Raw genomic sequence first — 16,086 nt, 5'->3', positions numbered from 1 at the left:
GACGCCGCGGCAAACAGCGGCGCGAATGGGGAGAACAAGATGCGTTGCATCACGCTCGCGGCGATCGCCGCGCTCAGCCTTGCTTCCACGTCGGCGGTTCTTGGTGCCGACAAGAAATACGATCCCGGCGCCAGCGATACCGAAATCAAGATCGGGCAGACCATGCCCTACAGTGGTCCGGCCTCGGCCTATGGCACGCAGGGCAGGGCCGAAGCCGCCTACTGGAAGATGATCAACAGCCAGGGCGGCATCAACGGCCGCAAAATCACGCTGCTGAGCATGGACGATGGCTATAGCCCGCCGAAGACGGTGGAGCAGACGCGCAAGCTCGTGGAGCAGGATGAGATCCTTGCCAATATCGGTTCGCTCGGCACGCCGACCAATTCGTCGATTCAAAAATATCTGAACGGCAAGAAGATCCCGCATCTTCTGATCTCCACCGGCGCCTCGAAGTGGAACGATCCGAAGGAGTTTCCGTGGACCACGCCGTTCTATCCGCCCTATGCGCAGGAAGCGAAGATCTATGGCAAGTACATCCTCAAGGAATTGCCGAGCGCGAAGATCGGCGTGATCTATCAGAATGACGACTTCGGCAAGGACTATCTCAAGGGTTTCAAGGAGGCGCTCGGCGACAAGGCCGGTCTCATCGTCAAGGAGCTCAGCTACGAGGTGACCGATCCCACGATCGATTCCCAGATCGTCAATCTGAAGGCTGCGGGCGCCGACGTGCTGATGACGATCACGACGCCGAAATTCGGCGCGCAGGCGATCCGCAAGGTTGCCGATCTCGGCTGGAAGCCGACGCACTTCATCGTGTCGGTCTCCAGCTCGATCGGCGGTGTGCTCGAGCCCGCGGGCCTCGAAGCATCCACCGGGCTGATGACGGCGCTCGCCACCAAGGTGGTGGGCGATCCGGCCTGGGATTCCGACAAGGGCGTGCAGGACTATCTCGCCTTCATGAAGCAGTGGTATCCCGAAGGCAATCCGATCGATGGCAGCAACCAGATCGGCTATCTCTCCGCGCAGTTCACCGCCATCATCCTGAAGAACTGCGGCGACGAGCTGACGCGCGAGAACCTGCTGAAGCAGGCCACCAACCTGAGCAAGGTCTCGCTGCCGCTGTTGCTTCCCGGCATCACGGTCTCGGTGTCGCCGACCAACTATTCCACCTTCGACACGTTCAAGCTCGCGAAGTTCGACGGCAAGACCTGGAAGTTCTTCGGCGAGAACATCAGCACGGCGTCGCGCTGAGCACACGCGAGACGCAGCGATGCTGGTTGGCATCCGGGGGACGCAGCAATCGGGCTGCGTCCATGCGGAGCGTGTTGTCGCGGCATTTGGGGCTGCCACGACCCGTTCGTGGCTCAGGGCTGATATCGCTGAGGCGCGGCCGATTCAGGATCAGTTCTTGATCGGAGGACAATCGCTGATGCAGTTCGCCGGACCGAGGCCGCACGATCACAAGCCAAGCGAAGGCAGGACATGATCGTCGGAAGATTCCGGGCGACCATGCCGGCTGCTGGCGGCTTGCGCTCCTTCAGCCAATGGTCCTCATACCAGGAAGGATCGACTTGAAGGACGCGCATCGTGAGGTCGAGGTCTCCCGGAAAGCGCTGCGAATGTTGGGCTGACACGGCAATTCTCCCCTGCATACAGACGGGACCAATTATCGAGGCCTAACGACTGACGCGTCTGGGCATGTCCATTCGCGACGTAAGACGAGATTGCAGTGACAGCACACCCAATTCGCGCCTGGCGCATTGAATGCACTGTCACGATAATTCGTGGCCGGTCACCGCATCTGGATTGCTGGAGCGGCCCGCGGCGATCAGAGATCGACGCCGACCGCAATGTTGCGGCCCGTCAATTCTGCAATGGTGCGCATCTGCGCGACGAGCCCTGCAAAGGCCGGATCCTTCGACACCGCCTCCTGAACCTTGCCGTACACTTCCCAATTGGCGTAGCGCGTGACAGCCAACCACTCCCCGGCCCACGCGCCGGTGTGGAATCGCGACAACCGGAGGAATTCGGCACCATGTCTTTCGAAAATGGCCTTCGCCTCCTTGGCGGTCTTGATCATTTCCTCGGACTTGTCGCTCTTGAATCGGGTAAATTGCACGATCGACATTGAAATCTCCTCAGTGGCAAATTCGTTCGTTTTACCTACCTCCCAGCCGTGCCCTGATCACCAGGACATCGGTTGATATGAGAAAACCAGCCGTCACTCAGCCGGGCCGCTATCTCGGGTTCTGCCCCTATCCAAGGTCGATGGGCTCGATCCGACCGTCAACCGTCGGCAAATATCGCAGCCATTCGCTGGATCGGATGCCTCGCGGGTCGGTGCCTCGGTGAGACGCGACGTAGTCGATCTCGCTGCGCGAGATGCCGATATCGGTCAGCTCCCTGTTACTCAAATTGGCCAGGTTGGCGTACAGTCTTTTGCGTTCGCGGCGCTCCAGATAGTCATCCCAATATTTCGAGATGAAGCTGGCGATGTGCCGGGGCGATACGGATGTTCGTTCCAGCCACGTGGTGGCGTGCGTTGTGCTCATTGCGGTGTCTCCTGCGACGGTGCTCCTTCCGACACTGGCCCGCTGTGGGACATGATGTGCTGATCTCGATGCCAGTCGCGCCGGTGTCGTATTCGTTCGGGCAAGTGCGTTGCCTCGCCCGACTTCCTCTCACGTCAGGACTACTGTCTCATCTTCGCGCGTGCGGACCGGGTAAGCCGTCACCGCGGCTCCCGCGCCGTATGTGAGCCATTGTGCCTGGTCGCGACGCTGTGGCATCATTCAAGTTGATGAGGCCTTCAGCAAAATGGTGTGGACGTGCAATTTCGCGATCCACCGCTGAATTGGGCCCAATAGAGAGCCGAACGCTCAAAAGATTTGATTCGGAGAGCCCGCTTAGTTTGGGAGTCGGCATTGCGCGAAGACATTGCTTCCATCACCGAGTTTTCACACGTTGTCGGCGCCATCTACGATTGCGCCATCGATCCAAGACAATGGCCAAATGCCATTCGCGAAGTATGCCAGGCAACAAATTGTGCTGCCGGGATCATTGGGGCTCATGACCTCAACTCACTTTCCTCGCTCATTCGCGAACACTGGAACTACGAGCCTGAGTGGCTCGAGAAGATCCAAATCTGTGCCACCGAGCTCGCCGGACTTTGGGATGGCGTCGCCGACCTCCACGAACGGCCGATCGATGAGCCGCTGACAGCTCTGCGCGATATTCCGGAGCAGTTCGTTCAGTCGCGCTACTATCGCGAATGGGCTGAGCCGCTGGGCTTCATCGACACCATCCAGATGACACCGCTGCGCCAGCCCAGCCGGATCGGCGCCTTCGGGGTGTGGCGTCACAAGAGCTCGGTAAAATAACCGAGCGCGATCTGGCGATCATGAGACTGCTGGCGCCGCACATTCGGCGCGCAGTGACGATCAGCGATGTGCTCAAAATAGCAGGCGATCGAAGCCGAAACGCTGCGGGCTTCACTTGATCTCTTCCAGGCCGGTATCGTTCTTCTCGATGATGAGACAAAAATCGTCCATGCCAATCGTGCGGCGGAGACGATGCTCAAATCCGGCTCGCCGATCAGCTCCCATCGAGGCGAGCTGCGAACCGGATCGCCGCAAACATCAGCTGCACTTCGAACCGCCGTCGCAACTGCTGCGGCCAATGAGGCTGCCGTTGGCAAGCTCGGAATCGGTCTGCCGGCGCCGCGGGCCGATGGCTCGCCCGCTCTGATTCACGTGCTGCCACTAGCCGGCGGCAATCGAGGCAAACGCATCGCGTTACGCGCGAGCGCGGCTCTGTTCGTTACGTCGGAAATGCGCACTGCGATCCCCGCGGAGTCGTTGGCATCGCTGTTTGGTTTGACGTCCGCAGAGACGCGCGTGCTCGGCTCGCTGCTCGCCGGCCGGACGCCGGCGGAGACGGCAAGGACCATGGGGACAGCAATGACCACCGTTCGGACCCATATTGCCAAAGTGTTCGAGAAGACCGGGACTTCGCGCCAATCCGACTTGATGCGTCTCGCGGCCCAGTTCTTGCCGCCCGTCATGCATTCGTCCGAAGCTGGACCGCCCTCGTTGAAAACCCGACCTCCCGACTAGTGCTGCCGATAACGTCTTGCCAGGGGAGAGGGTGGATGTGCAGGCTGCGAACCCTGCTGTCTGTTGTGGGGATGCAAGGCGCGAGGGGAATGAGCATCGCGCTGTGCGTCGCTGCGTTCGTTCCCGTGATTTTTCCGGGATTGGGTGTCGCGCTCAGGCCGGGGCTGCCGTTGATGATCGCGGTATTTCTCGTCAATGCGTTTGCCCGGCTTGATCTGAGCCATGCAAGGCAAGAGCTCACACGGCCTCTCCGACTGCTGACCGCGACCGGCTGGGTGATGCTGGTCATTCCGGCCCTGTTCTGGGCGATCTTGAACGTGGTCGGTCGAGACCGGTTCGATCCCGGGTTCGTTCTGGCGTTGAGCTTGCAGGCCGGAGCCGCACCGATCATGGCCACCCCGGCGGTGGCGGTGGTGCTCGGCATAGAGGTGACTTTCCCGGTCCTGGTCTTGCTGACCACGATGTCCATCCAGCCGTTCACCGCGCCTTTTCTCGTAAGCTGGGTTGCCGGGACAGCCGTTCCCGTCGATAGCTTCGTCCTCGGCCGCAACCTGTTCGTCATGGTCGGCGGATCGGCACTAGCCGCGGCCGGTCTGAGACTGTGGCTCGGACGCGCGCGTCTCGAGGCGTATCGCCACGAACTCGCCGGCATCAACTTGCTGGTCTTTGCACTGTTCGGTCTCGCCATGTTCGATGGCGTCGTCGTCAGGATATTCCGCGAACCGCTCCTGCTGCTCGGCCTGTCCGCAATCGCTTTCATTGTCGCGCTCGGCAGTCTGGGGATCGCCATGGTTGTGCTTCGAGGCATGGGCGCGGACGAAGCTTTCATAACGGGTTTTGCGACCGGACATCGCAACGTCGGACTTATGGCTGCCGCCCAGTATGGATCATCTCTGCCCGAGCTGACATGGCTCTACTTCGCTCTCGTTCAGTTGCCAATCTATCTGACCCCTGAAATCATCCGTGCCATCGTTGCCGCGCGAGGTTCTGCCCTCAACAGGGCCCTCGGCGGACGAAAAGGAGAATAGCGATCATGGTCACGCCTGAGTCCAACCGCGCGGTCAGTGACGACGCTAAGAACCTGATAGGCACATGGACCCTCGTTTCCGTTGTAACCGAGCGGGACGGCAAGAAGTCCGATGCCTATGGCCCAAATGCAAAAGGCTCGCTGGTGTTTGATGCGAACGGACGATATTCGATCATCTTTATTGCGGCTGACCTACCCAAATTCGCGTCCGGTAACCGTTGCATGGGTACCGCAGATGAGAATGAGGCAGTCGTAGCAGGAAGCCTGGCTCATTTCGGCACTTACGTCGTCGACGAGGCGGACAGGAGCTTCACGTTTCAGGTCGAGCGCGCAAACATTTCCGAATTGGGACGGAAAGCACAACAAGCGAGCGTTTGTCATCGCCGGGGATGAGCTGTGCTTCACAGACCCGCACGCATCGGGTGGTGGAGTGGCAGCGACCATCTTCCGGCGCGCGAAGTAGCCATACCCGGACGTGCAACTGATCTACCCGTGGAACTACGGTCCTTGATAAAGCGCCAGCATTGGGGAACCATACCTCCACGGGCCCACGCATGGCCCTCGCTCTTCGGGTTGGAGGGACGATCGTGAACGGACAAATGCACCCGGCAGCACCTCACCATCTGCCGTTCTTCGTTCCGGGTCCCGATGGCGACGACACCCTGATGGTGGTGATGGGCATCTTCCTGGTCGTGACTGTCCTGTACGTGGGCACGCTGTACTGGAAGCTGCACAGCCTGCCGGAGCGGATGGCGCACAAGTCGCAGAAGCTGCAGTTCGAGATCGTCGCCGTGCTCGGCCTGATCTCGCTGTTCACCCACATGCACATCTTCTGGATCGCCGGCCTGCTGCTCGCGATGATCGACCTGCCGGACTTCAGCACGCCGCTGCGCACCATCGCGGGATCGGTGGAGCGGATTGCCGACGCTACGCCGCCGCGGCCCGTGCCGCCACCGGAGCCGGACGAAGTCGCCGCCGCAGAGGAGGGGCAGGGCCATGCTTGAGCTCCTGCTGTGCTCCCTCGTCACCATCCTCCCGGACTATCTCTATCGCCGCTACCGGCAGGGCAAGCGCTTCGGCAAGGAGATCACGTTCTTTTCGGTCTGGCACGAGCTCAGATGGGGCATCACCGGCTGCCTGATGCTGACGATCGCGCTGATCACGATGATCTTCTACTATCATCCCTCCACCACCTCGGCGGCGATCTATTTCCGTACCGTGCCGATCCTCCCCGAAGTGGCCGGCCGCGTCGCCGAAGTGAATGTCGGCTACAGCGCTGCCGTGAAGAAGGGCGATGTGCTGTTCAGGCTCGACAATTCGAAGCAGCGGGCCGCGCTGGAGACGTCGAAGCGGAAAGTCGCAGAGGTGGAAGCGTCGCTGACCAGCGCGCGCGCCGATGTGGTCAAGGCGGACGCCCAGGTCGGCGAGGCCAAGGCGTCCTGGCAGCAGGCCAAGGACGAACTGGATACCAAGAGCGAACTGCAGCGCCGCAATCCGGGCATTGTGCCGCAGCGCGACATCGAGAAGCTGCAGGTCGTCGTCGATCAGAGACAGGCCGGCATCGATGCCGCGAACGCGGCGCGGGAGACTGCGGGCTTGCGCGTCTCCACGCTGCTGCCCGCCGAGAAGGAGAGCGCGGAGGCGACGATGGCGGAAGCGCAGGTCGATCTCGACAAGACCTATATCCGCGCCGGCATCGACGGACGGGTCGAGCAGTTCCTGTTGCGGACCGGCGACGTCGTCAACCAGATGATGCGTCCGGCCGGCGTATTGATTCCCGATGACGCAGGCCGCAGCGTGTTGCAGGCCGGCTTTGGCCAGATCGAGGCCCAGGTCATGAGGCCCGGCATGATCGCGGAGGCGACCTGCATCTCGAAACCCTGGGTGATCATCCCGCTCGTCGTCACCGGCGTGCAGGACTACATCGCCGCCGGCCAATTCCGTTCCGGCGAGCAGCTGCTCGATCCGCAAGCCCTGCGCCAGCCGGGCTCGATCCTCACTTTCCTGGAGCCGCTCTATGCGGGCGGGCTTGAAGGCGTCACGCCGGGCTCCAGCTGCATCGTCAACGCCTACACCAGCAACCACGACGTGATCGCCGATCCGAAAACCGGCGCGCTCAAGGGATTTGCCTTGCACGTCGTCGACGCGACGGGGCTCGTGCACGCGCTCCTGCTGCGGATCCAGGCCTTGCTGCTGCCGGTCCAGACGCTGGTGCTGAGCGGGCACTGAGATCGCGCATACCATCTTGTTCGTACGGTCGCGCCACGGGCGCCCTGCTTCAGAAATGTTGCCGATTGGTAGCTCGACAGATGAATCGAAACATCTCCGCGAGTTCGCTTCATCCTCCCCTGGAGGGGGAGGATCGGTGCGCATGCAGCGGAGCGGAATGCGCACCGAGGTGGGGTGATCTCTCAACACGGGTACTGTTCGGTGCGGAGAAACCGTCACCCCACCCCGCATTGCATCGCTTCAGGCGATGCAATGCGACCCTCCCCCTCCAGGGGAGGGTGAAGGCAGCGTCGCAATGAGAGTAGAACGCGCGCAGCATTCGCGCCCGGCGAACTCGCCATTGCCAAACCTCGCATTGACCATGCGGGCGTGGCCGGGCACAGCGTACGGGCGGTGTCATTGAACGGTCGCAAGAGCCGAAAGGGATACCGTCGCATCGGATTTTGCAGTGCAGCAATGGAGCCAATCAGCCCCTGCTAAAGGGGCAATGGCAATCATCGTTGCTTCTCTGTAATGGTGCGACCGGATGTCTCGGAGCCGGTATTCGTGCTCCGCAATTACGCGGGAGGAAACATGCGTAAATTCATTTTGGCTGCGGCGTCGATCGCGGCCTTGACCTTTGTCGGACCGGCCTCGGCGCAGTCGCCGATCGTCCTCAAATTCAGCCATGTGGTGGCCTCGGATACGCCGAAGGGCAAGGCGGCCGACAAGTTCAAGGAGCTCGCCGAGAAGTACACCGGCGGCAAGGTGAAGGTCGAGGTCTATCCGAACTCGACGCTGTACAAGGACAAGGAAGAGCTCGAGGCGCTGCAGCTCGGCGCGGTGCAGATGCTGGCGCCGTCGAACTCGAAGTTCGGCCCGATCGGCATCAAGGAATTCGAAGTCTTCGATCTGCCCTACATCCTCCCCGACCTGAAATCGCTGCGCAAGGTGACCGACGGTCCGCTCGGCGCCCAGCTGCTCAAGAAGCTGGATTCCAAGGGCATGACCGGTCTCGCCTACTGGGACAACGGCTTCAAGCAGATGAGCGCGAACAAGAAGCTGATCGCGCCGTCCGATTACAAGGGACTCAAGTTCCGCATCCAGTCGTCGAAGGTGCTGGAGGCCCAGTTCCGCGCGCTCGGTTCTATACCGCAGGTGATGGCGTTCTCGGACGTCTACCAGGCGCTGCAGACCGGCGTGGTCGACGGCCAGGAGAACACCTGGTCGAATATCTACACCCAGAAAATGCATGAGGTGCAGAAGTACGCCACCGTCACCAATCACGGCTACATCGGCTACGTCGTGGTCGTGAACAAGAAGTTCTGGGACGGCCTGCCGGGCGATATCCGCGACGAGCTCTCCAAGGCGATGAAGGAAGCCACCGAGTTCGGCAATAGCCAGTCGGCCAAGGAGAATGAGGACGCGCTCGAAGCGATCAAGAAGGCCGGCAAGACCGAGATCGTCACCTTGACGCCGGAGCAGGACGAGGCGATGCGCAAGGCGATGCTGCCGGTCTACAAGGACGTCGCCTCGCGCGTCGGCCAGCCGCTGATCGACGAATTCCTCAAGGAGACGGGCCGCAGCCCGATGAATTGAGGCGTGCTTCACCTCGCCCCGCCTGCGGGGAGAGGTCGAAATTCAAGCGGAGCTTGAATTTCGGGTGAGGGGGAGGCTCCGCGAGCGCACTGCTTGTCGCGTGCGCGGAAGCAGCCCCTCATCCAACCCTCTCAGGGCGAGCGTAGCTCGTCCTGACCCCGTAAGAACGGGGAGAGGGAGACAACGCTCTGGCCGTTGGGGCGGCCATGACAGGGGAGATCAATGCTGCTGAAAATTCTGGACCGGCTCGAGGAAATCATCATCGCGAGCCTGATGGGCGCCGCGACCCTGCTGACTTTCGTCACGGTGGTGCACCGCTTCCTGGTCGACGTTCCCGTGCTCTATCCGTATCTGTTCGGCATCAACCTCGCCTGGTCGCAGGAACTCTGCATCTACATGTTCATCTGGATGGCGAAGTTCGGCGCCGCCTATGGCGTGCGCACCGGCATCCATGTCGGCGTCGACGTCTTGATCAACCGTCTCAACGATTACTGGCGCAAGCGCACCATTACCTTCGGCCTGCTCGGCGGTGCGCTGTTTACTGCGATCGTCGGCACCATGGGCGCCAAGTTCGTGTTCGAACTGATGCACACCGACCAGGTCTCGCCCGACATGGAGATCCCGAGCTGGATCGTCTACGCCTGCATCCCGCTTGGCTCCTATCTGATGTGCTTCCGCTTCCTGCAGGTGTGCTGGACCTATTGGCGGACCGGCGAGCTGCCGCACCATGACGCCTCCCATGTCGACGGCGTCGAGACCAGCAAGACCGCGCCCGTCGCGCTTGGAGAAGCGTGATGAGCGCCGCACTTATCTTCGGACTGCTGTTTGCCCTGATGCTGACGGGCATGCCGATCTCGATCTCGCTCGGCCTGACCGTGCTCACCTTCCTGTTCACGATGACCGAGGTGCCGATCGAGAGCGTCGGCCTGAAGCTGTTTTCGGGCCTCGACAATTTTGGCATCATGGCGATCCCGTTCTTCATCCTGGCCGGCACCTTCCTGACCCGCGGCGGCGTCGCGCGGCGCATGATCGCGTTCACGACTTCATTGGTTGGCCATCTGCCCGGCGGCCTTGGCCTTGCAGGCGTCGCGGCTTGCGCGATGTTTGCTGCGATCTCGGGCTCGAGCGTCGCCACCGTGGTCGCGATCGGCTCGATCATGATGCCGGCGATGGTCGATCACGGCTATCCGAAGCGGTTCGGCGTCGGCGTGATCTCGACCTCGGGGGCGCTCGGCATCCTGGTGCCGCCCTCGATCATCCTGGTGCTGTACGGCGTCTCCACCAACACCTCGATCGGCGCGCTGTTCATGGCCGGCATCGTACCGGGCGTGCTGCTCGCGCTGATGCTCGCCGCGGTGACGTTCTTCGTCGCGCAGCGCAACGGCTATCCGAAGATGCCGCGCGCGACCATCGCCCAGCAGTTCAAGGCGTTCCGCGAGAGCATCTGGGGCCTCTTGCTGATCGCGATCGTGCTCGGCGGCATCTATGGCGGCATCTTCACGCCGACCGAAGCGGCCGCGGTCGCCGCGACCTACGCCTTCTTCATCACCGTGTTCGTCTACAAGGAGCTGAAGCTCTCCGAGGTGCCGAAGGTGCTGCTGCAGGCAGCGAGCATGAGCTCGATGCTGCTCTACATCATCACCAACGCGGTGCTGTTCTCGTTCCTGATGACGCATGAGCAGATTCCGCAGGAGATGGCGGCCTGGATCATCGACAAGAACTTCTCGGTGTGGATGTTCCTGCTGGTCGTCAACGTCATCCTGCTGCTCGCCGGCAACGTGATGGATCCGTCGTCGATCCTGTTGATCATGGCGCCGATCCTGTTTCCGCTGGCGACCAAGCTCGGCGTGCATCCGGTGCATCTCGGCATCCTGATGATCGTCAACACCGAGGTCGGGCTGTGCCATCCGCCTGTCGGCCTCAACCTCTACATCGCGAGCAGCATCGCCAAGATGGGCATCTCTGAGATCACGATCGCGGTGCTGCCGTGGCTGTGCGCGATGCTGGTGTTCCTCGGCCTGATCACCTACGTGCCGGAGATCTCGCTGTGGCTGCCGCGACTGCTCGGAATGATCTGACGCATGATCCGGACCCGGAGGGCCGCGTCAGCGCAAAGTGCGTGGCGGTTTTCCCTCGCGACAAACGCGGAGCGTTTGCGCGGAAATCATGCGCAAACAACCAGAAACCCAAGGCGTGATCTTGCGCCTTGGATGTTTCTGGCGGGCAATGAAGCGGATTACATCTTGGTAAGAGACCTCTCTCTGACCAATCGGTAAGTTGAAGGCAGCAGCAGGCGGCATCATCTTCAAGCAACCTTCAAAGGAGGTCTTGATGAAAAAAGTTCTGCTCGCCGGTATCGCGGCGCTCACGATTGCCGGTTCGACCGCGGTGTATGCCCAGCATCGCCCCTGGTTCCATGGCCATACGCAGATGAGCCCCGAGGATCGCGCCGCCTTCCTCGACGCGCGCATCGCAGCGGTCCACGCCGGGCTGAAGCTGACCGCCGATCAGGAGAAGCTGTGGCCGCCGGTCGAAGCTGCGGTGCGCGACTTCGCCAAGATGCGGCTCGATCGCGCCAATGCGCGTATGGCCACGGAGAAGACGGATGCCGACAAGGCGCAGAAGCCGGATGATCCGATCGCGCGCCTGCGCGAGCGTGCCGACAACATGACGGCGACCGCGACCTCGCTGAAGAAGATCGCAGATGCGGCCGACCCGCTCTACAAGACGCTCGACGACAACCAGAAGCGGCGGCTGACCATGCTCACCCACATGGAAGGCCGCGGCTTCGGTGCCGAGGGCTGGCGCCGCCATCGCCTCGAGCGCGACATGGACCGCTGGGAGCGCGGCGGCCGCGACCACCATTTTGACCGCGATGACGGTCCGGATCAGGAGCGCTCGGGCAGGCTTTGAGAGCCAGCCGCCCGGCATCCTCGCCAAGCCTATGAAAGGCCGCCGGAATCCGGCGGCCTTTCGGCTTCGTAAAAGTCGGGAAAACTTAGCTGAGCTTGCTGGACATCGCGGAATCGCTTTGCTAAACGACGGCCTCTCTTGCGAGGGTCATTTCCGGACAAGTTCCGGGCGCATAGCTCAGTTGGTAGAGCAGCTGACTCTTAATCAGCGGGTCCCAGGTTCGAGCCCTGGTGCGCCCACCACCCCTTAAGAGATTGGCCCGAAAGGGCTTTTTTATATTGCTCGGCAGAACAAACCGGGCCTCGTGCGACGTTCTTGGTGGTCGGACCTGGTACGGCTAGATTGCTGAGCGACTTTTCCTTTGTCTCTGTATCGTCACCCATTCGATACAGCGCGCAGATCCGACTGCACAGGTCGATGACGTGCTCGTCGTAAAATAGGATATTGGAGCGAGCAAAACGGACAATCTGGTCTCGAGGCGCGGGGTACGCGTGCCGGATCCGAGCGTGCAGCCGCTAAACTGCGCGTGGCTCGATGCGGTGATCGCGCAGGAATAGATGTCGAACTCAGGTCCCCCTCATTAGGGGGCAGGGAATGTTGCGGGCGATCAACATCCCCTGCAGATCGTGGCTAGCTAGCCTTTGGTCGCCGAGCCCTTCAGGGCGTCCCAAGCTGCTTTGTTGGCATGGTCGAATGCCTTGCGGGACTCCGCAAGCGCTGCGCTCAGAACCGACCAGGACTCGCTGCCCGCCTGCTTCAGCTTCTGCAGACGCGCTTCCGCCTCAGATGCGTCGGATTTCATCTGCTTGAGGACGGCATCGAAGTCGCCGGTGTGGGCCACGGCGGCTTTTCCGGCTGCTTCGTGAAATTTGTCCGCCGCCTCGCCCCAGGCCTTCGCCTGCGCCGCAGCGACCTGCTTGAATGTGGCTTTCTGCTGCTCGATCTGCTTACCCGCGCTTTCGAAGTAGGTCTTGATTTGCGCCTCGAATCCGTTCCACCGCTTTTCGAGCTCAGTTTTGGCGCGCGCCCAGGTGGCATCGCCCGCATCCGCCTGCGTCTCCATCTGCGTCTGGAATTCGTCGCGGCGCTTTTTGAGATCTGCGACGATCTGGTCGACCTTGGACTCGGCCTTGGCCTCGCCGGCCTTGATCTCGAACGAGGCGAGTGCGGCATCCATCTCGTCGATCCGCTCCTTGGCCCAATTCAGATAAAAATGCATGCTGCTCTGCTCTGACATTGCTATCTCCATTGACTAGCCGAAATTGAATGATCTCCGAGCTCGGCATTGCTCGCGTTGACATGTGTCAACTGTCCTCGTCATCTGCTGCCGCGTGCCTCAAGCCGCGCAATAGGCCCCCCATCCCATTGAGCACGATGTTTGCGCCGGCGCCTGCCAACGCTCGCGCGCACGCAAGGCGGATGCCGCTGGTCAAGCCGGTCACGACGGCCGTCTTACCCTTTAGAACTCCCATCTCGTTCAACCCTTGTCTCATGCGCGCAGCAATTGAAGCTTCGAAGCGTAAAGTGCGGCGTGGAAACCACGCTCAGAAGACCAAAGCTCTCTCATTGACCCGAACCCGGCCTCCGATCGGCGGTTGCAGATAGTCGTGCGCCACTTTGCCGAGGCCCAGCGTGAGGTCCGCGCGGATGTGAACGGCGGAGACGATATCGAGAACCGGCAACTCGGCGACGGGGGCCAAGGCGTGCGGCGTCAGAGCGAGAGCTGCGGGGCCGGTCCATGCGCCCTTCAGCACGATGTCCTCGAGGTGGTATTCGACGAGCTCGCAGATGCGCGGACTGCCGTCCACGTGAGGAATGATCTTGAGCAGGAAATTTGGCTCGTTGAGCGCGGCCTTCACCTTGCCCAGATCGGCCTCGCGATGCTTATAGCCCATGGTTCCCGTTGCAACGCGTAACGGGCCGTAGTCCAGAGTGCCGATCAGCGTATCGATCTCGGTTCGCAGGGTCGGTTGCGCGAGCTTCTTCGGAAAGCCCCAGAGCTCGCGTCCTCCTGCAATGGGTCCCTCGTCGTTGAGGAACATGCAATGCGCGTAGCCGCCCTTGCGCCCGCGGAAGGAGACCGGGATGACCTGGCCGCTTTCCGTGTAGTCGCCAAAGCCGTTGGAATCCGGCATCCGAATGAACTCGTATTTGACGACCGCTTCGCGCTCGTCGAAATCCAGCGGTTCGGGCACCACTGCGCGCAGCTTTGCCGGATCGGTGCGATAAGTGATGATCAGGTACTCGCGATCCACGAACCGGTACGGCCCCGGGGGATAGGCCGGGTTGGTCAGTGGCATCGCAAAGGCCCGTTGTTTAACCTCAATCTCACGCATTCGCGTTCTCCATCGGCTTGGGGTCGAGGCCTGCCTATTCGCGGCCATCGTGTTCGAGATCGAAGGTGAAGACGCCGTCCGGGCTGGTTGGGCGAGCGAGCACCTCCGGATGGCGCAGTGTACGGAGCGCGTCGTGATAGCCGGTGCGCCAATGGTCCTGCATCGACAGGCGGGAAAACTCGTAATCTTTGGAGTGCCCCTCGTGATTGCGCGCGCGATAGATCAGCTGGACGATGTTGTAGACATGATCGGACGAGGCCGTGCTGAGGAGTTTAACGTCCTCGTGCTCGCGAAGATCTTCGGGCAGGCGCCGCAACAAAGCGGCAAGGGCACGCTGCAGACGATGAACGCGCTTGAACTGGTCCGTACTTGCGCGCGTACGGCTCGAATACTGGACCTCCTTCTGCCGCGTCGCGACTTCGCCCATGTTGCGCGGAACCTGGCCCCCCGCGCTCCAGAGGTCGACTTGAAAGGCAAGCATGTCCTGCGGCGCGCTCCATTCGATCACCCACTGCAAGGGCGTGTTTGAAACGAGGCCGCCGTCCCAGTAATGCTCGCCTTCGATTTCGACGGCCGGAAAGCCCGGAGGCAGTGCGCCGCTTGCCATGATGTGCTCCGGCCGGATGGTATGCGTCGTGTTGTCGAAATAGACGAAATTTCCGGTTCGGACATTGACCGCTCCTGCGCTGAAGCGCGTCATTCCGGTGTTGAGGCGATCGAAATCGACCAGATGCTCGAGCGTGCTCTTGAGCGCGCCGGTGTCGTAGAAGCTGGTGGCATCGTTGCTCCCGGCAGCCTGCAGCCAGGGCAGCATCGGGCGCGCGGAGAAAAAGCCACTCGCGCCGCAGGCCGCGGCGAGACCCGCGCTCATCTGGTTGACGAGATTGCGCGTGGCGTCGCTCCGGGTCCAATCAAAAAGGGAATTGCCGGACCAGTCCCAGGGACCGGTCGAGGTCACCTGAGTCCAGAAATCCCGGAGCCGGTCGACACGGGTTTCGGGCGGGTTGCCGGCGATGATGGCGGCGTTGATAGCGCCAATCGAGATGCCGGCGACCCAGTCCGGATGGATACCGGCTTCGGACAGCGCCTCGTAGACGCCTGCCTGATACGCGCCGAGCGCGCCGCCGCGCTGCAGGAGCAGGGCGATGCAGTCGAAGGGCAGCCGTCGCTGCGCGGTTGTGAATTGTGCTCGAGGTTGAAAATTCATGATCTGACGTGCTCTTGAGTTGTGGTGTGGTTAGCTGTTCCTGGCTTGTCGAACGCGATTGCCCGTTGCGGCTAATGGCGGGACGACCCTGGCTTTCCGACCTTGTGCGGCTCGAGCGTGACCTCCTTCAGATGGTCGCCACTGGCGACGACGATCACGAAATTGAGCCTGCCGTCCTGCCTGATCAGCCCTCCAGCCAGCGCGCTGCCGGCTGCAGCTCTTTCGGCGACCTGAACCGCATCCGCCATTTCCTGCTTGATCCATTTCAGGGCAACGACGTTGGCGAGGTCTTCGCGATCGAGCTCCTTGAGAGAAGATGCGATCTCCTTGCCCGTGATGCTGCCGGTGTTTGCATCAATGACGTTCTCCCACACATGCTCGTTCTTGATCGTGCGCACGCGGTAGATGGGCGTACCGGATGATTCGAAGCTGATATCCGCGGTTCTGGAGCCGTCGTGCAAATGCTCGGCGATCGTCAGGACCTGGCTGAGCGGAACGTGCGTGGTGCGGAATTGCTCGAGCGCACGGCGGATCGCTGTCTCCTCGGAGCCGCTTTGTTCCGCCGCGCCGACGGGATCGCCATCCCCCGGCCTTTGGGCAGCATCGGCGAGCGCGCCCGTTGCGGCAAGTGTGGCAGACCATACGATCAGGGCGAACAAGTGCTTCTTCGACATTCAGGTA

The 16,086-nt window shown here is 61.6% G+C and carries 18 protein-coding genes, 1 tRNA gene and 1 pseudogene; 12 read left to right on the top strand and 8 right to left on the bottom strand.

What is annotated here, in order from left to right; all coding sequences use genetic code 11:
• The first annotated feature begins 39 nt into the window (after positions 1-39).
• On the top strand, positions 40-1,251 hold the full coding sequence (locus AKN84_RS03160; RefSeq protein ID WP_050419344.1) for an ABC transporter substrate-binding protein: 1,212 nt from the start codon (positions 40-42) through the stop codon (positions 1,249-1,251).
• A gap of 577 nt (positions 1,252-1,828) precedes the next feature.
• Here the strand turns inward: AKN84_RS03160 and AKN84_RS03155 are convergent.
• Both AKN84_RS03155 and AKN84_RS03150 read right to left on the bottom strand, forming a co-directional pair.
• Positions 1,829-2,128, bottom strand: coding sequence for a hypothetical protein (locus AKN84_RS03155; protein WP_050419299.1), 300 nt, complete (start codon positions 2,126-2,128; stop codon positions 1,829-1,831).
• Positions 2,129-2,255: 127 nt separating this feature from the next.
• Complete coding sequence (locus tag AKN84_RS03150; RefSeq protein ID WP_050419298.1) at positions 2,256-2,552, bottom strand: DUF1127 domain-containing protein; 297 nt, start codon at positions 2,550-2,552, stop codon at positions 2,256-2,258.
• Positions 2,553-2,924: 372 nt separating this feature from the next.
• Here AKN84_RS03150 and AKN84_RS03145 point away from each other — a divergent pair, with 372 nt between their 5' ends.
• On the top strand, positions 2,925-3,380 hold the full coding sequence (locus tag AKN84_RS03145; protein ID WP_050419297.1) for a hypothetical protein: 456 nt from the start codon (positions 2,925-2,927) through the stop codon (positions 3,378-3,380).
• On the opposite strand, the gene AKN84_RS48740 is transcribed toward AKN84_RS03145, so the two are convergent.
• Entirely contained in the window at positions 3,359-3,580 is a 222-nt protein-coding gene (locus AKN84_RS48740) for a hypothetical protein (RefSeq protein ID WP_128970370.1), read from the bottom strand. The genes AKN84_RS03145 and AKN84_RS48740 overlap by 22 nt on opposite strands.
• Here AKN84_RS48740 and AKN84_RS03140 point away from each other — a divergent pair.
• The 10 genes from AKN84_RS03140 to AKN84_RS03095 all read left to right on the top strand — a co-directional run bounded on the left by AKN84_RS03140 (position 3,483) and on the right by AKN84_RS03095 (position 12,104).
• The gene (locus AKN84_RS03140; RefSeq protein WP_430649882.1) at positions 3,483-4,115 is read left to right on the top strand and encodes a helix-turn-helix transcriptional regulator; all 633 of its coding nucleotides are present in this window, start codon (positions 3,483-3,485) and stop codon (positions 4,113-4,115) included. The two genes, AKN84_RS48740 and AKN84_RS03140, sit on opposite strands and share 98 nt — an antisense overlap.
• A gap of 89 nt (positions 4,116-4,204) precedes the next feature.
• The gene (locus AKN84_RS03135) at positions 4,205-5,143 is read left to right on the top strand and encodes a hypothetical protein (RefSeq protein WP_128970368.1); all 939 of its coding nucleotides are present in this window, start codon (positions 4,205-4,207) and stop codon (positions 5,141-5,143) included.
• 5 nt (positions 5,144-5,148) lie between these two features.
• On the top strand, positions 5,149-5,535 hold the full coding sequence (locus tag AKN84_RS03130) for a lipocalin-like domain-containing protein (RefSeq protein WP_050419294.1): 387 nt from the start codon (positions 5,149-5,151) through the stop codon (positions 5,533-5,535).
• A gap of 194 nt (positions 5,536-5,729) precedes the next feature.
• Positions 5,730-6,146 (top strand): hypothetical protein, encoded by a 417-nt coding sequence (locus AKN84_RS03125; protein WP_128970367.1) that lies wholly within the window; start codon positions 5,730-5,732, stop codon positions 6,144-6,146.
• On the top strand, positions 6,139-7,371 hold the full coding sequence (locus tag AKN84_RS03120; RefSeq protein ID WP_050419292.1) for an HlyD family secretion protein: 1,233 nt from the start codon (positions 6,139-6,141) through the stop codon (positions 7,369-7,371). The genes AKN84_RS03125 and AKN84_RS03120 overlap by 8 nt, the downstream gene beginning before the upstream one ends.
• Before the next feature lie 573 nt (positions 7,372-7,944).
• A complete protein-coding gene (locus AKN84_RS03115) occupies positions 7,945-8,949 on the top strand; it encodes a TRAP transporter substrate-binding protein (protein WP_050419343.1) in 1,005 nt (334 codons plus the stop codon).
• Between the two features lie 222 nt (positions 8,950-9,171).
• Positions 9,172-9,744 carry a TRAP transporter small permease gene (locus AKN84_RS03110; RefSeq protein ID WP_050419291.1) on the top strand — a complete coding sequence of 191 codons (573 nt, stop codon included), beginning with the start codon at positions 9,172-9,174 and terminating at the stop codon, positions 9,742-9,744.
• Positions 9,744-11,027 (top strand): TRAP transporter large permease, encoded by a 1,284-nt coding sequence (locus AKN84_RS03105; protein ID WP_050419290.1) that lies wholly within the window; start codon positions 9,744-9,746, stop codon positions 11,025-11,027. Before AKN84_RS03110 ends, AKN84_RS03105 begins: the two co-directional genes overlap by 1 nt.
• A gap of 253 nt (positions 11,028-11,280) precedes the next feature.
• A complete protein-coding gene (locus AKN84_RS03100; protein WP_050419342.1) occupies positions 11,281-11,862 on the top strand; it encodes a Spy/CpxP family protein refolding chaperone in 582 nt (193 codons plus the stop codon).
• 166 nt (positions 11,863-12,028) lie between these two features.
• Positions 12,029-12,104 (top strand) — tRNA-Lys (locus tag AKN84_RS03095).
• A gap of 392 nt (positions 12,105-12,496) precedes the next feature.
• Here AKN84_RS03095 and AKN84_RS03090 read toward each other — a convergent pair.
• The 5 genes and pseudogenes from AKN84_RS03090 to AKN84_RS03070 form a co-directional block, all read right to left on the bottom strand.
• Positions 12,497-13,099 (bottom strand): sll1863 family stress response protein, encoded by a 603-nt coding sequence (locus tag AKN84_RS03090; RefSeq protein ID WP_050419289.1) that lies wholly within the window; start codon positions 13,097-13,099, stop codon positions 12,497-12,499.
• A gap of 118 nt (positions 13,100-13,217) precedes the next feature.
• Positions 13,218-13,334, bottom strand: a pseudogene (locus AKN84_RS48465) (3-hydroxybutyrate dehydrogenase); the annotation flags it as partial.
• Positions 13,335-13,406: 72 nt separating this feature from the next.
• Entirely contained in the window at positions 13,407-14,198 is a 792-nt protein-coding gene (locus AKN84_RS03080; RefSeq protein WP_050419287.1) for an acetoacetate decarboxylase, read from the bottom strand.
• 34 nt (positions 14,199-14,232) lie between these two features.
• Positions 14,233-15,405, bottom strand: a complete 1,173-nt coding sequence (locus AKN84_RS03075) for a patatin-like phospholipase family protein (RefSeq protein ID WP_050419286.1) — start codon at positions 15,403-15,405, stop codon at positions 14,233-14,235.
• Positions 15,406-15,476: 71 nt separating this feature from the next.
• On the bottom strand, positions 15,477-16,079 hold the full coding sequence (locus tag AKN84_RS03070) for a PepSY domain-containing protein (RefSeq protein WP_050419285.1): 603 nt from the start codon (positions 16,077-16,079) through the stop codon (positions 15,477-15,479).
• Positions 16,080-16,086: the final 7 nt, after the last annotated feature.

This window comes from Bradyrhizobium tropiciagri (assembly GCF_001189845.1).
Lineage (GTDB): Bacteria > Pseudomonadota > Alphaproteobacteria > Rhizobiales > Xanthobacteraceae > Bradyrhizobium > Bradyrhizobium tropiciagri.
The sequence above is the reverse complement of the archived record's forward strand: the minus strand, read 5'-3'. Positions and strand labels throughout refer to the sequence as shown.

What these genes read in the sequence shown, in the direction of transcription:
- AKN84_RS03160 (WP_050419344.1), top strand. Translation starts at nt 40, where the DNA reads ATGCGTTGCATCACGCTCGCGGCGATCGCCGCGCTCAGCCTTGCTTCC.
- AKN84_RS03155 (WP_050419299.1), bottom strand. Translation starts at nt 2,128, where the DNA reads ATGTCGATCGTGCAATTTACCCGATTCAAGAGCGACAAGTCCGAGGAA.
- AKN84_RS03150 (WP_050419298.1), bottom strand. Translation starts at nt 2,552, where the DNA reads ATGAGCACAACGCACGCCACCACGTGGCTGGAACGAACATCCGTATCG.
- AKN84_RS03135 (WP_128970368.1), top strand. Translation starts at nt 4,205, where the DNA reads ATGAGCATCGCGCTGTGCGTCGCTGCGTTCGTTCCCGTGATTTTTCCG.
- AKN84_RS03130 (WP_050419294.1), top strand. Translation starts at nt 5,149, where the DNA reads ATGGTCACGCCTGAGTCCAACCGCGCGGTCAGTGACGACGCTAAGAAC.
- AKN84_RS03120 (WP_050419292.1), top strand. Translation starts at nt 6,139, where the DNA reads ATGCTTGAGCTCCTGCTGTGCTCCCTCGTCACCATCCTCCCGGACTAT.
- AKN84_RS03115 (WP_050419343.1), top strand. Translation starts at nt 7,945, where the DNA reads ATGCGTAAATTCATTTTGGCTGCGGCGTCGATCGCGGCCTTGACCTTT.
- AKN84_RS03110 (WP_050419291.1), top strand. Translation starts at nt 9,172, where the DNA reads ATGCTGCTGAAAATTCTGGACCGGCTCGAGGAAATCATCATCGCGAGC.
- AKN84_RS03105 (WP_050419290.1), top strand. Translation starts at nt 9,744, where the DNA reads ATGAGCGCCGCACTTATCTTCGGACTGCTGTTTGCCCTGATGCTGACG.
- AKN84_RS03100 (WP_050419342.1), top strand. Translation starts at nt 11,281, where the DNA reads ATGAAAAAAGTTCTGCTCGCCGGTATCGCGGCGCTCACGATTGCCGGT.
- AKN84_RS03090 (WP_050419289.1), bottom strand. Translation starts at nt 13,099, where the DNA reads ATGTCAGAGCAGAGCAGCATGCATTTTTATCTGAATTGGGCCAAGGAG.
- AKN84_RS03080 (WP_050419287.1), bottom strand. Translation starts at nt 14,198, where the DNA reads ATGCGTGAGATTGAGGTTAAACAACGGGCCTTTGCGATGCCACTGACC.
- AKN84_RS03075 (WP_050419286.1), bottom strand. Translation starts at nt 15,405, where the DNA reads ATGAATTTTCAACCTCGAGCACAATTCACAACCGCGCAGCGACGGCTG.
- AKN84_RS03070 (WP_050419285.1), bottom strand. Translation starts at nt 16,079, where the DNA reads ATGTCGAAGAAGCACTTGTTCGCCCTGATCGTATGGTCTGCCACACTT.